Source organism: Janthinobacterium sp. GL_088 (assembly GCF_057837845.1).
This window is the reverse complement of the sequence record NZ_CM174453.1, coordinates 5,800,305-5,813,672: the sequence shown is the minus strand read 5'-3', so window position 1 is coordinate 5,813,672 and position 13,368 is coordinate 5,800,305. Positions and strand designations below refer to the sequence as shown.

Here is a 13,368-nt window from a genome sequence, read left to right as displayed (position 1 = left end):
AATGATCAAGAACTCTATGCCGCATCCTACGAATCCTTCCCAACTCGACGCCGAGGCCCTGTACGCGGTCTTGCTGCAACAGGTGCAGAGCGGCCTGGCGGGCATCCCCAACGTGGCCATCGTTGGCATCCATTCGGGCGGCGCCTGGCTGGCGGAACGCCTCGCGCGCGACCTGAACCTGCCGGGCCGCCTGGGCGTGCTCGATGTCTCGTTCTACCGCGACGACTTCGCCCAGAAAGGCCTGCATGCGGACGTCAAGCCGACGCAAATCAGCTTTGACGTGGCCGGCGCCACCATCCTGCTGGTCGACGACGTGCTGTACACGGGCCGCACCACGCGCGCGGCCATCAATGAATTGTTCGACTATGGCCGCCCGGCCAAGATCATGCTGGCCGCCCTGGTCGACCGCGGCGAACGGCAGTTGCCGGTAGCCGCCGATTTCGTGGCCGCCTTCACTGCCGTGCCGGCGGGCCAGGCCCTGGTCCTGAAGCAAGCCGACGATGGAAAATTCACGCTCACCATAGATACCCACCATGCTTAATCCGCAACTGAATAAACACGGCGAACTGCAACACCTGCTGACGATTGAAGGCTTGCCGAAGTCTATCGTCAACCACATCCTCGATACCGCTTCCTCGTTCGTCGGTATCTCCGACCGCGATGTGAAAAAGGTCCCGCTGATGCGCGGCAAGAGCGTTTTCAACCTGTTCTTTGAAAACTCCACGCGCACCCGCACCACCTTCGAAATCGCGTCAAAAAGGCTGTCGGCCGACGTCATCAACCTGAACATCCAGGCCTCGTCGGCCAGCAAGGGAGAGTCCCTGCTCGACACCATCGACAACCTGTCGGCCATGCATGCCGACATGTTCGTCGTGCGCCACGCGCAGTCGGGCGCGCCCTACCTGATTGCCAAGCACCTGATCGACACCAAGCAGCCGCATGTCCACGTGGTCAACGCGGGCGACGGTCGCCATGCGCACCCGACCCAGGGCTTGCTCGACATGTACACGATCCGCCACTACAAGAAGGATTTCACCAACCTGACGGTGGCCATCGTGGGCGACATCCTGCACAGCCGCGTTGCCCGTTCCGACATCCACGCGCTGACCACCCTGGGCGTGCCGGAAGTGCGCGCCATCGGCCCGCACACCCTGCTGCCGGGTGGCCTGGAGCAGATGGGCGTGCGCACCTTCACGAACATGGATGAAGGCCTCAAGGGTGTGGACGTGATCATCATGCTGCGCCTGCAGAATGAACGCATGAGCGGCGCGCTGCTGCCGTCGGCGCAGGAATATTTCAAGAGCTACGGCTTGACGCCCGAGCGCCTGGCGCTGGCGAAACCGGACGCCATCGTCATGCATCCGGGCCCGATGAACCGCGGCGTGGAGATCGATTCGGCTGTGGCCGACGGTCCGCAGGCGGTGATCCTGCCGCAGGTGACCTTCGGTATCGCCGTGCGCATGGCGGTGATGAGTATTTTGGCTGGTAATCAGGGCTGATAGCCCAAGGACGAGTAAGCGAGCATGACGACACTACATATCAAGAACGGCCACCTGATCGACCCTGCCAACGGCATCGATGGCTTGCAAGACCTGTTTATCGCCGATGGCAAGGTGCTGGCCGTGGGCAGCGCCCCGGCCGGCTTCAAGGCCGACACCACGTTTGACGCGGCCGGCCTGGTGGTTTCCCCCGGCCTGGTCGACCTGTCCGCGCGCCTGCGCGAGCCGGGTTACGAATACAAGGCGACCCTGGAATCGGAATTGCAGGCGGCGCTGCAAGGCGGCGTCACGAGCCTGGTCTGCCCGCCCGATACGGACCCCGTGTTGGATGAGCCGGGCCTGGTGGAAATGCTGAAGTACCGCGCCAAGACGCAGAACAAGGCCCACGTGCACCCGCTGGGCGCACTGACCATGGGCTTGAAAGGCAAGTCGCTGACGGAGATGGCCGAACTGACGGAAGCGGGCTGCATCGGCTTTGCGCAGGCGGAAGAGCCGATCGAAGACACCACCGTGCTGCTGCGCGCCATGCAGTACGCGAACACCTTCGGCTACACCGTCTGGCTGCGCCCGCAAGACCCGCACATCGGCCGCGGCGGCATCGCCCATAGCGGCCCGCTGGCCTCGCGCCTGGGCCTGTCCGGCGTGCCCGTGATGTCCGAAACCATCGCGCTGCACACGATTTTCGAATTAATGCGCGCCAGCCGCGCGCGCGTGCACCTGTGCCGCATCTCGTCGGCGGCGGGCCTGGAACTGATCCGCGCGGCCAAGGCCGAAGGCTTGCCCGTCACCTGCGACGTGGGCGTGCACCATGTGCACCTGACGGATGCCGATATCGGCTTCTTCGACCCGAATGCGCGCGTCACGCCGCCATTCCGCAGCCAGCGCGACCGCGATGCGATCCGAGCCGGCCTGTTTGATGGCACGGTGGACGCCATGTGCTCGGATCACACGCCCGTCGACGACGATGAAAAACTGCTGCCGTTCGGCGAAGCGTCGCCCGGTGCCACGGGCCTGGAACTGCTGCTGTCGCTGGCCCTGAAATGGGCCGACGACTATGCGCTGGCGCAGCCGCAAGCTGGCGCCCGTCCGCTGGCACGCGCCGTGGCCAAGGTTACGTCCGACGCGGCCCGTGTCGCCGGCATCCCGGCCGGCAGCCTGGCCGTGGGTGAAGCGGCTGACATCTGCGTCTTCGATGCCGCCGCGCGCTGGACCGTGTCGTCGGCATCGCTGGCCAGCCAGGGCAAGCACACGCCTTTCCTCGGCTATGAGTTGAGCGGCATCGTCAAGGCGACCATCGTTGCCGGACAGGTGGCGTTTCAGCGTTAAAAATCAGATCCATGGACCGGGGGCACGCTGCCCCGGCACCCCTTGTCTGCTCCCGGATTTCGGTTCTGGTTTATTTGTTGGTGTGATTTGAAACTTCTGCTTACCTACCGCCTCGCGCGCATCGCCATTCACCTGGGCTGCGGCATGGCCAAGAGCGCCGTGCTCTTTCCCTGGCTTGACCTGGAGGGGCGCAACCGGCGCATCCGCCGCTGGTCGACACAGCTGCTCGACATCTGCGGCGTGCACGTGGCGCAGCCGGCAGACAGCGTGCCGGCGCTCGACCATGCGATGGTGGTGGCGAACCACGTTTCGTGGCTCGATATTTTCGTCATCAACGCCGTCCACCCCTGCCGTTTCGTCGCCAAGGCGGAAATCCGTGCCTGGCCGATCCTGGGCTGGCTGGCGGGACGCGCCGGCACCATCTTCATTTCGCGCGGCAGCAAGCGCGATTTGCGCCTGATTTTCCAGGGCCTGGTGGATAAGTTGACGGCGGGCGAACGCATCGCGTTCTTCCCCGAAGGCACGACCGCCGCGCAAGGACAGATCCTGCCGTTTCACGCCAACCTGTTTGAGGCGGCCATCGACGCGCAAGTGCCGGTGCAGCCGTTCGCGCTCGTGTATGTGGATGACAAGGGGGCCTTGCACCACGCCGTCGACTTCATCGGCGACATGAGCTTTGCGCAAAGCATGGTGGCGATCCTGAGCGGCCCGCCCATCACGGCGCGCCTGACCTGTCTGGCGCCGGTGGCGACGCTCGATGCGCACCGCCGCGAACTGGCAGCGGCAACGCAGGCGACTATCGCCGCTGCGCTGCGCTGCCGCTGGAGAAGGTAGCTTAATTCTTCACATGCAGCCAGCGCGCATGCGCGGCGCGGGCCAGGTAGTCGAGGATGAAACCGAGTATGCCGATCAGCACGATGGCGGCCATCAGTTCCGAATACGCGAGCCGGTCGCGCGTGTCGAGGATGAAGTAGCCGAGGCCCGCTGACACGCCCAGCATTTCCGCCGGCACCAGCACGATCCAGATGATGCCGATGGCCAGGCGCACGCCCGTCAGGATATCGGCCGTGATGCCCGGCAAAATCACCTTGAAGACGATTTCGCTGCGCGTGGCCGACAGGCTGCGGGCCAGCAGCAGCCAGTTCGGATCGAGCCGCGCCACGCCGGCCGCCGTATTGAGCAAAATCGGCCAGACGGCCGCAAACGCCAGCAGGAAGTACACGGGCGCGTCGCCGACACCGAGCACCATCACGGCGATCGGCATCCACGACAGCGGCGAAATCATGCGCAGCAGCTGGAACAGCGGCATGGCCGCGCCGGAAAAGCTTTTCGACATGGCCACCAGCACGCCCAGCGGTACGCCGATGACGATCGCCAGTCCCAGGCCGACCGCCACCCGCTGCAGGCTCAATACCACGTGCAGCCAGATATCCGAGCCGCCGACCATCTCCTGGAACGCCAGCGCCGTAGGCAGCGGCGCAAAGGCGGTGGCGATGGGCGTGGATTTCTCCAGCGCCGTCACGCCCATGGACCACAATAGCAAGGCACAGGCCAGCCCCACCAGGGGCAGGCCGAACTTCGTGAACAACTTGCTTGCCATCGTCAGACCGCCACGGTTTCGCTGCGCAGCAGGTTGGCCGGCAAGCCGAATGCGGCCGGGCCGCCGACTGCCGTGATGGCCTTGCGCACGAAGCGGTCATCGACCAGGTCGCGCGCGGCGAACTTCGGATCGAGGTTGGCCAGGAAGCGCGTGTCGCCCTCGACCTTGGTGCGGCCGATGGCGCGCACCAGTTCTTCCGTGTACGAAGCAAATGGATACGGCTGGAAGTCGATGCGGCGCTGCTGCCAGTTCTTGTGCACGATCAGGCCCTGCTTTTCATAGCCGGCGTAATCGGTGGTGGCCAGCACCTTGGTCAGCACCTGCAGTGGATGCGGCGTGTAGCGGTGCTCGCCCACGTTCGACAGCAGCTTGGCCGTATCGACCTGGTTCGAGCGCGTCCACAGCTGCGCCTTGACGATGGCATTGGTGACTTTCTGTGCCCATTCCGGACGCGTGTTGATGTCGCGCTCGGACAGGAACGTGACGCAGCACGCATGGTTTTTCCACACGTCGCCCGAGAAGCGCAGGATCTTGCCGATGCCGGCGTTTTCCGCCGCCGCATTGAACGGCTCGGCCACGATGTAGCCGGCAATCGACTTGCTGGCCAGGGCCGAGACCATTTCGGCCGGCGCCAGCACGATCAGGTTGACTTCATTCGGCTTGATGGCCGCGTTGCGCGCGCGCGTGACCGGGGTCAAGCCGTTCGAGGACAGAATCTGCTGCAGCAGGATATTGTGGATCGAGTACCAGAAGGGAATCGCGACCGTGCGTCCGCCCAGGTCGGAGACCTTGTTGATCTCGTTGGCCACCGTCAGCGCGGAGCCGTTGACGTGGTTCCAGGCGACGACTTTCGCGGGGAACTTGGCGCCGTAGCGCACCCACAAGGTGGCGGGCGACAGCAGGTGGATGACGTTGACCTGGCCGGCGACGAACGCTTCGATGATCTGTGCCCAGCTGCGGAACAGCCGTGGCGTTTCCGCCTGCAAGCCTTCCGCTTCGAACAGCTTGCGCGCGTGGGCGACGAGCAGCGGGGTGGCGTCGGTGATCGGCAGATAGCCGATTTTCACGGGCTGGTCGTCGCCTTTCGGGCCTTGCTGGGCCATGGCGTCGCCGGCGAACAGCAGGGGCGAGGCGACGCTGGCCGTGGCCAGGGCCGACATGCGCAGGAAGTCGCGCCGCGTCAGGCCGCAGTCGCAATCGGACGAGGCGCAGATGTGCAGGGGGTTGTTATTTTCTGGGAAGGACATGAAGTGCTCCGATTGGTTATAGGGGGGCGAAGGCAGGCGTTTGATCCTGCTTTTGCAGCGCCTGCAGGGCGTCGAGGATGTCCATCTTGAGGGCGATCACTTCGGCGCTGTGGCCGATGCGTGGCTGGTCGATGGCGACGGGCCATTCGCGCACGATGTTGCCCGGCTTGCCGCCCATCAGCAAGATGCGGTCGGCCACGAGGATGGCTTCATCGATATCGTGCGTGACGAGCAGCACGGCCGTATGCCAGCGGTGCACCACGTCGACCAGCAAGGATTGCATCTCGGCGCGCGTGATGGCGTCGAGGGCGGAAAACGGTTCGTCGGCGAACAGCAGTTCCGGTTCGCGCGCCAGCGCGCGGGCCAGGGCCACGCGCTGCGCCATGCCGCCCGACAGGGCGGATGGGTACAGTTTTTCGCGGCCCTTCAAGCCCACCGCTTCGATGGCTTGCGCCACGCGCGCCTCGTGCGCTGCGCGCGTGAGCTGCGGCTGGTGTTTGAAATCCAGGCCGAAGCCGGCGTTGCCCGTGACGTTCAGCCAGGGCAGGAGGCTCGCTTGCTGGAACACGAGGGCGCTGCGCGGGTCCGGTTCGCGCATGGGAGCGTCGAGGAACTGGATCTCGCCCGTCGACGGCTGCTGCAAGCCGGCCAGCACGCGCAGCAGGCTCGATTTGCCGCAGCCGCTGCCGCCCAGCAGGCAGACGATTTCGCGCTTGCGCACGCCCAGCGAGACGTGCTGGAACACGGGCGCGTTGCCCGCATAGGCATAGCTCAGATCCTGCGCCTGCAAGGCCCAATCAGCAACGCTCATGCCGATGCTCCCGCCTTGGCCGCCTGCTGGCTGTCGAACAGCTGCAAGGCCGCCTGCAATTGCGTCAGGCTGGGGGTGACGATGGGGATGAACGACGATTCGCGCCAGCGGCGGGCAAAGCCCTGCTGCTCGGCGTTCAGGTAGGCGCGCCCACCCATCGCTTGCAGTTCCAGCATCAGCGCCTGCTGCAGCACGTCCGCCAGTTGTATGCGCAGGCGGAACATGGCTGGTGCCTGCGTCTGGAAGCGGCCATCGTGCACGCCGGCCAGCAGGGTCGCGACGGCACTTTCCAGGGTCGCTTGCAGCGCTTCGATGCGCGGCGTGAGCTGGTTGCGCGAGCCGGCGGAAATTTGCGCCGCTTTGGCCAGGCTGGCGCGCGCCAGGCCGATCGACAGGCCGCACTGCATGCCGAGGAACGAGGGGCGTACCTGCGGCAGCCAGGCCGGCGCGTTGTCGCTGATGATGTCCGCGGCGGGGATGTGCACCTGCGCCAGCTTGACGGAAGCCGTATTGCTGCCGCGCAGGGCGATCAGGTCCAGGTCGTCGCTGCGCTTGACGCCTGCCGTGCCGCTGTCGAAGGCGACGATGACGGGTGGCGCGCCGTCGTCCGGCGCCACGGCGGCGGCCGCGACGAAGCCCGCCTTGCGCAAGTTCGTCACCCAGGCCAGGCCGCCGTCGACGAGCAAGCCGTCATCATGGCGCGCGCCCGTGATTTGCAGCTGTTCGATGCCGGACAAGAATTTCATGGCGTTCGACAGGCCGCTGGCGCCTGCCTGCGTGCCTGCCAGCAGGCCTGGCAAGCGGCGCTCGGCCAGCGCGCGGTTCCCGCTTTGCAGCAGGAATTCGATGAAGCAGCGCTGGCCCCAGAAAACAAAGGCCGCCGTTACCGATTGCTCGGCGACTTTGGCGATGGCGTCGATGGCGTCGCGCACGTCGCCGCCCGCGCCGCCGTGTTCCTGCGGCACGCCGATGGCCAGCAGCTGGTCGCCAGCGAGTGCCGGCAGGACGGTTTCAGCCAGTTCCGACGATTGGTCGAGCTGGTCGGCATGCATGTGCAGCCAGTGATTGAGTTGGCCCATGTCAGACGGCGCCAGGCAGGTAGGGCGTCAATTGCGGATTGACGGGCGTGCCGGCCAGGCTGTTGGAGAAATTGCACAGGGTCGCCAGGCTGATGCCCAGCACGACTTCCAGCGCCTGCTGTTCGTTGTAGCCGGCGGCCAGGAAGGTTTGATACTCGGCGTCGCTGACGGCGCCGCGCGTGGCGATGACGGCCGTGGCGAAGGCGGCGACGGCGTCGAGCTTGGCGTCGTTCGTCGGCTGGCCGTGCTGCAGGGCGCGCACCGTGTCCGGCGTCTGGCCCGCTTTTTTCAGCGAGATGGCGCTATGGCCGGCGATGCAGAAATCGCAGCCATGGATGCGCGCGGCCGTGATTTGCACCACTTCGCGTTCCATTAACGTCAGGCTGGCGCGCGCATTGATGCCGGAGACGGTCAGATAGGTTTCCAGGGCCAGCGGGGCATTGGCCAGCACGCCGATCAGGTTGGGCAGGAAGCCATTGTTGGCGATGGCCTTTTCCACGAAGGGGCGGCTATCGGCCGGGGCGGTATCGAGAGTGTGCAGCGTCAGACGGGACATGGGGTACCTTGCTAAGTTGGTAAGTCACCCGGCCATTATATCGGCCATGCCGTGCACGCAACAGACGTCAGCGTCGTCCTTTTGTGCTCGTTCGTCTGCGATTGCGTGATCCTTGATTTCAGCTGGCCAGTTGGCGCTGGCGCTGGTCGCGCCGGTAGGCGCCCGGCTGCTCGCCCGTGACCCGTTTGAAGGCGCGCGTAAAGGCGGCGTGCGAGCGGTAGCCCACCAGTTCGGCCGCGCGTTCGACGGAGACGCCATCGTGCAGGCGCCGCGCGGCGATCTTCATGCGCAGCAGGAGCAGGAACTGGGCCGGCGAGTGGCCGCTGGCGCTGGCAAAATGCTTGCAGAAGCTGGCGCGCGACATGCACGCGGCCTTGGCCATGTTCTCGATCGACCAGTCGTCGGCGGGCGCGTCGAGCATGCGTTCGAGCAGCGGCGAAAACGCGGGCTGGTGCAGCAGCGACAGCAAGCCGGCCGCCACCTGCTCGCCCTGCGCCACATGGCGGATCAGGTAAAAGAACAGCAGTTCGACCAGGCGCGCGATGAGGGGTGACGGCTGCTCCGGATCGCCGCCCGCTTCCGCCAGGATCAGGTCGAACAGGGCGGCAGCGGCGCTGAAGGCGGGCGCGTCGCCGCGTATCAGCAGGTACGGCGGGAAGGAGTCGACGATCAACGCGGAGAGGGCGCCGCGAAATTGAAAGAAGCCACAGGCCAGCGCCGTCGCCGGCTGGTCCGTGGACGCTTGCAGCGGCAGCATCGCTTGCGCGCTCACCGCCTGCAGCGGGTCGCTGTGGGGGCTGAGGAAGTGCGGCAAGTCGCGCAGCAGGAAGACGCCATCGCGCGGGCCGAGCGCAATCGGCGCCGCCCCATCGAGGTGCAAATAGCAGTGGCCATCGAGCACCAGGTGAAAGCTGCCCAGTTCCCGGCCCGCCGTGGAAGCGCGCCAGCGGCCGCAGTACTGGCCCACATGCAGGACGGCGGTGTCGAGTTCCAGGCTGCCGAGCAGCCAGCGCGCCAGTCTGTCGGTATCAGGATGCATGGGATAGCAAAGGCAAAAGCTGCATCATACGGGCTGCGCGCGGCAAGGCCAACGACCGATTTCGACTAAGCATATGCGCGCCATGCTTGCCATTTAGCGCTTGCCGCTGTGCTGCTGGAAGGCGGGGCAATCGACTTGCAGCAAGGAGCGGTCTTCCAGGCACACGGCCGACAGTTTTCCACCCCAGACGCAGCCGCTATCGAGGCCGATCAGGTGTTCCCGCAACTGCAGTCCCAGCGCCGACCAGTGGCCGAAGACGATGGTGTCGCCGGCGCTGCGCCGTCCCGGCACGTCGAACCACGGCAGCAGGCCGGAGCCCGGTGGCGGGCTGCCGCTCTCCTTCATCTTGAAGTCCATCACGCCGTCCGGCGTGCAAAAACGCAGCCGCGTCATGGCGTTGACGATGCAGCGCAGCCGGTCGGCGCCCTGCAGGTCGTCGCGCCAGGCGGCCGGCTCGTTGCCGTACATGGTGCGCAGGAAGGCCGCCCACTCGTCGCTGCGCAGCATGGCGGACACTTCCCCGCTCAGGGACAGGGCCTGGGTCGCGCTCCATTGCGGCAGCAAGCCCGCATGCACGAGCACGTGGCCATCGTGTTCCAGCGCCAATGGTCGCTGGCGCAGCCAGTTGATCAACTCGTCGCGGTCGGGCGCGTCGAGGATCTCGGCCAGCGTATCGGACGCATGCTCGGGGCGGATGCCGTTGGCCACGGCCAGCAGGTGCAAGTCATGGTTGCCCAGGACACTGTCGGCCAGGCCCTGTTGCGCCAGCGCGTGCACGTGGCGCAGGGTGGCCAGCGAAGCCGGGCCGCGGTTGATCAGGTCGCCCGCGAACAGCAGGCGGTACGGGCCATCCGCTGCCGCCTGGATCCGTTCGATCAGTTCGACGGTTTGTGCATGGCAGCCTTGCAGATCGCCGATAAAGTAAGTTTTCATATGTGCCGGGGTGAAGTGAACTATGCGCCTGCATTATAAGCATGCCTGCCGTTTGGCGTTGGGTGCATTCCTGGCCGGTACCCGATTGCACGCATGGCCGGCAGGAAGAAAAAACGGATGCCGATTATGCTGCTTGGTGATTTAATCGGGCTGCATTTCCCGCTGGCGTATAGCGATAATAATGCACCAGCGCGTTTATCGGAATGGATCGCCGCGCCACGCCAGCCTTGCAAGCGGCCTGCACAGGAAAGCTGGAATGCCACTCATCCATGTTTATTTATGTTTCACGCGCACTTTCGGCATATTCCTCATTGAATCTTAATGTTGAGCAGATAAATAAGTCGATGGCCGTGATTCAATAGAGGATCGATTATGCAACGCTGCGCAAATATTTATACAATGTAGTATATTTCACGCTTATTTTATTATTTAAATTAATGTAAAGGATGTACGGGATGGATCTGTCGACGATGACGATGCTGGAATTGCGCAAGCTGGAAGATAATGTCAAGCAGGAATTGAGCGGCCGCGAACGTGAAGATTTGAACAAGGCGCGCGAACAGATCATGGCCATCGCGCAGCAGGCGGGCATTCCGCTGAAACAGCTGATACTCGACGGTTTGCACCCGCGCACGGGCAAAGTCGCCGTGCGTTACCGCCATCCTGACAATGCAGCCGAGCAATGGACAGGCCGTGGCCGCCAGCCGCTGTGGGTCAGGCAGTGGGTGGAATCGGGCAAGTCGATCGATCTGCTGCGCGTATAATTCGGTATACTCTTGGCGCAGTAGCAAGCTGTCAGCCCCGCGCTGCACCTCGCCAGGCACCCTATTGACCCTCTTATACCGCCCACACCATGCTTCCATTGTCCAGAACGATCTTCAAGGCCTACGATATTCGCGGCATCATCGCTAAAACCCTCGATGCCAGCGTGGCCCACAAGATCGGTCAGGCATTTGGCCAGGCTGCCCTGGCCAAGGGCGAGCAGCGAGTCGTGATCGGCCGCGATGGTCGCCTGTCGGGACCGGAATTGACGGCGGCGCTGGCGCAGGGCTTGCAAGCGGCAGGCGTCGATGTGATCGACCTGGGCGTGGTGGCCACGCCGATGGTGTACTTCGGCACGAATGTGCTCGACACGCGCTCGGGCATCATGGTCACGGGCAGCCACAATCCACCCGACTACAACGGCTTCAAGATGGTGCTGGCCGGTGAAGCGATCCACGGCGAAGCGATCCAGGCCCTGTATCACAGCATCGTCGCGCATGACGGTAGCGCCAGCGCCACGCCGGGTAGTTATGCCACGCATGATATCCGCGCCGCCTACCTGCAGCGCATCCTGGGCGACGTCAAGCTGGCGCGTCCGATCAAGATCGCCGTCGACTGCGGCAATGGCGTGGCCGGCGCATTCGCGGGCGACCTGTTCCGCGGCATGGGCTGCGACGTCATCGAACTGTTTTGCGAAGTCGATGGCAATTTCCCGAACCACCACCCGGACCCGGCGCATCCGGAAAACCTGCAAGACCTGATCCGCTGCCTGGCCGAGACGGATGCCGAAATCGGCATCGCCTTCGACGGCGACGGCGACCGCCTGGGCGTGGTCACCAAGGATGGCCAGATCATCTACCCTGACCGCCAGATGATGCTGTTCGCCGCCGACGTGCTGACCCGCCATCCTGGCGCGCAGATTTTGTACGACGTCAAATGCACGCGCCACCTGGCGCCGTACATCACCAAGCATGGCGGCGTGCCGCTGATGTACAAGACGGGCCACTCGCTGGTGAAAGCCAAGCTGCGCGAAACGGGTGCGCCGCTGGGCGGCGAAATGAGCGGCCATATCTTCTTCAAGGACCGCTGGTACGGTTTCGACGACGGCCTGTATTCGGCCGCGCGCCTGCTGGAAATCCTCACGCGCGAAGCCGATCCGTCAAGCCTGCTGAACTCCCTGCCGCAGTCCGACAGCACGCCGGAATTGCACCTGGAACTGAAGGAAGGCGAGAACGTCGCGCTGATGGACATGCTGCGCCGCGACGCCGTCTTCCCCGGCAATGAACAGATCATCACCATCGACGGCCTGCGCGTGGAATACGCGGACGGCTTCGGCCTGGCCCGCTCGTCGAACACCACGCCGGTGATCGTCATGCGCTTCGAAGCGGAAACGCCGGAAGCCCTGGCGCGCATCCAGGGACAGTTCAAGAGCGTGATCCTGGCCGCCAAGCCAGACGCCGTGCTGCCGTTCTGACAGCATGGCGGCTCAACCTGGCGCACAGGCGCCCTTGAAAATCCTGCTGGTGCGGGTGTCTTCGCTGGGCGACGTGCTGCATAACCTGCCGATGGTGGCGGACATCGCCCGCCATTTCCCGAACGCGACCATCGACTGGGTGGTCGAGGAGGGCTACACGAGCCTGGTGCGCCTGAATCCGCGCGTGGCTACCATTTTCCCGTTCGCGCTGCGGCGCTGGCGCAAGAGCCTGGGCAAGAAAGAGACGCGCGCGGAAATCGCCGCCTTCTTCCGCAGCCTGCGCCAGACGCAGTACGATTATGTGTTCGATACCCAGGGCTTGCTGAAGACGGGCATCATCATGGGCGCGGCGCGCCTGGCACCGGGCGGACAGAAAGTCGGCCTGGCCAATGGCAGCGAAGGTTCCGGCTATGAAGGCATCTCGCGCCTGTTCCACACGAAAAGCATTCCGCTCGATCCGCGCACGCATGCGGTGGCGCGCGGCCGCTTGGTGGCGGGCGCGGCACTCGGTTACACGGTCGACACGCCGGCCGATTTCGGCTTGCCGGAAGTATCCGGCAGCGAGCCGCGCCCGGACTGGATGGGCGAGGCGCCTTACTGCGTGTATTTCCACGGCACGGCGCGCGACGCCAAGAAATGGGCGCCGGAACACTGGATCGCCCTGGGCCAGGCGCTGGCACCGATGCCGATTCTGCTGCCCTGGGGTTCGCCCAAGGAAAAGGCGGAAGCCGAACAAGTGGCGGCCGGCTTGCCGAATGCGCGCGTGCTGCCGAAGCTGTCGATGGGCGACGCCACCCTGCTGGCGCGCTACGCGGCGCTGGTGGTCGGCGTCGACACGGGCCTGACGCATATCGCCGCCGCCTTCGTGCGTCCGACGGTGGAAATCTATGCCGATTCGCCGCTGTGGAAAACGGAAGGCAACTGGTCGCCGAAAATCATCAACCTGGGCGACAAGGGCGCGCCGCCAGGCGTGCCGGACGTGCTGGCCGCGGCGCAGCGCCTGCTGGCCGACTATCCTCCCGCCTGACTTCAACATTAAACA

At 64.9% G+C, this 13,368-nt stretch carries 14 protein-coding genes; 7 read left to right on the top strand and 7 right to left on the bottom strand.

Annotated features, from left to right (window positions below; translation table 11 throughout):
* Positions 1–16 precede the first annotated feature (16 nt).
* The 4 genes from pyrR to AC3IQ7_RS25955 all read left to right on the top strand — a co-directional run bounded on the left by pyrR (position 17) and on the right by AC3IQ7_RS25955 (position 3,659).
* Positions 17–541 carry a bifunctional pyr operon transcriptional regulator/uracil phosphoribosyltransferase PyrR gene (gene pyrR / locus AC3IQ7_RS25970; RefSeq protein ID WP_489207702.1) on the top strand — a complete coding sequence of 175 codons (525 nt, stop codon included), beginning with the start codon at positions 17–19 and terminating at the stop codon, positions 539–541.
* Complete coding sequence (locus AC3IQ7_RS25965; protein WP_034746695.1) at positions 534–1,499, top strand: aspartate carbamoyltransferase catalytic subunit; 966 nt, start codon at positions 534–536, stop codon at positions 1,497–1,499. Before pyrR ends, AC3IQ7_RS25965 begins: the two co-directional genes overlap by 8 nt.
* Positions 1,500–1,523: 24 nt before the next feature.
* The gene (locus tag AC3IQ7_RS25960; protein WP_099376563.1) at positions 1,524–2,825 is read left to right on the top strand and encodes a dihydroorotase; all 1,302 of its coding nucleotides are present in this window, start codon (positions 1,524–1,526) and stop codon (positions 2,823–2,825) included.
* A gap of 87 nt (positions 2,826–2,912) precedes the next feature.
* Complete coding sequence (locus AC3IQ7_RS25955; RefSeq protein WP_489207701.1) at positions 2,913–3,659, top strand: lysophospholipid acyltransferase family protein; 747 nt, start codon at positions 2,913–2,915, stop codon at positions 3,657–3,659.
* 1 nt (position 3,660) lies between these two features.
* On the opposite strand, the gene AC3IQ7_RS25950 is transcribed toward AC3IQ7_RS25955, so the two are convergent.
* The 7 genes from AC3IQ7_RS25950 to AC3IQ7_RS25920 all read right to left on the bottom strand — a co-directional run bounded on the left by AC3IQ7_RS25950 (position 3,661) and on the right by AC3IQ7_RS25920 (position 10,090).
* Complete coding sequence (locus AC3IQ7_RS25950; RefSeq protein ID WP_034780216.1) at positions 3,661–4,425, bottom strand: ABC transporter permease; 765 nt, start codon at positions 4,423–4,425, stop codon at positions 3,661–3,663.
* Positions 4,426–4,427: 2 nt separating this feature from the next.
* Positions 4,428–5,672 carry an ABC transporter substrate-binding protein gene (locus AC3IQ7_RS25945; protein WP_099376565.1) on the bottom strand — a complete coding sequence of 415 codons (1,245 nt, stop codon included), beginning with the start codon at positions 5,670–5,672 and terminating at the stop codon, positions 4,428–4,430.
* 16 nt (positions 5,673–5,688) lie between these two features.
* Positions 5,689–6,483, bottom strand: coding sequence for an ABC transporter ATP-binding protein (locus AC3IQ7_RS25940; RefSeq protein ID WP_099376566.1), 795 nt, complete (start codon positions 6,481–6,483; stop codon positions 5,689–5,691).
* A complete protein-coding gene (locus AC3IQ7_RS25935; RefSeq protein ID WP_099376567.1) occupies positions 6,480–7,562 on the bottom strand; it encodes an acyl-CoA dehydrogenase family protein in 1,083 nt (360 codons plus the stop codon). The genes AC3IQ7_RS25940 and AC3IQ7_RS25935 overlap by 4 nt, the downstream gene beginning before the upstream one ends.
* Position 7,563: 1 nt before the next feature.
* The gene (locus AC3IQ7_RS25930; protein ID WP_099376568.1) at positions 7,564–8,118 is read right to left on the bottom strand and encodes a carboxymuconolactone decarboxylase family protein; all 555 of its coding nucleotides are present in this window, start codon (positions 8,116–8,118) and stop codon (positions 7,564–7,566) included.
* A 118-nt stretch (positions 8,119–8,236) separates the two neighbouring features.
* Positions 8,237–9,157, bottom strand: a complete 921-nt coding sequence (locus AC3IQ7_RS25925) for an AraC family transcriptional regulator (protein WP_099376569.1) — start codon at positions 9,155–9,157, stop codon at positions 8,237–8,239.
* Positions 9,158–9,250: 93 nt separating this feature from the next.
* Positions 9,251–10,090, bottom strand: a complete 840-nt coding sequence (locus AC3IQ7_RS25920) for a symmetrical bis(5'-nucleosyl)-tetraphosphatase (protein ID WP_489207699.1) — start codon at positions 10,088–10,090, stop codon at positions 9,251–9,253.
* Between the two features lie 455 nt (positions 10,091–10,545).
* On the opposite strand from AC3IQ7_RS25920, the gene AC3IQ7_RS25915 reads away from it, so the two are divergent.
* The 3 genes from AC3IQ7_RS25915 (at position 10,546) to waaC (ending at position 13,353) form a co-directional block, all read left to right on the top strand.
* A complete protein-coding gene (locus AC3IQ7_RS25915; RefSeq protein WP_099376571.1) occupies positions 10,546–10,854 on the top strand; it encodes an H-NS histone family protein in 309 nt (102 codons plus the stop codon).
* An 89-nt stretch (positions 10,855–10,943) separates the two neighbouring features.
* A complete protein-coding gene (locus tag AC3IQ7_RS25910; RefSeq protein ID WP_322426158.1) occupies positions 10,944–12,326 on the top strand; it encodes a phosphomannomutase/phosphoglucomutase in 1,383 nt (460 codons plus the stop codon).
* A 4-nt stretch (positions 12,327–12,330) separates the two neighbouring features.
* A complete protein-coding gene (waaC, locus tag AC3IQ7_RS25905) occupies positions 12,331–13,353 on the top strand; it encodes a lipopolysaccharide heptosyltransferase I (RefSeq protein WP_099376573.1) in 1,023 nt (340 codons plus the stop codon).
* The last annotated feature ends 15 nt before the right edge of the window (positions 13,354–13,368 follow it).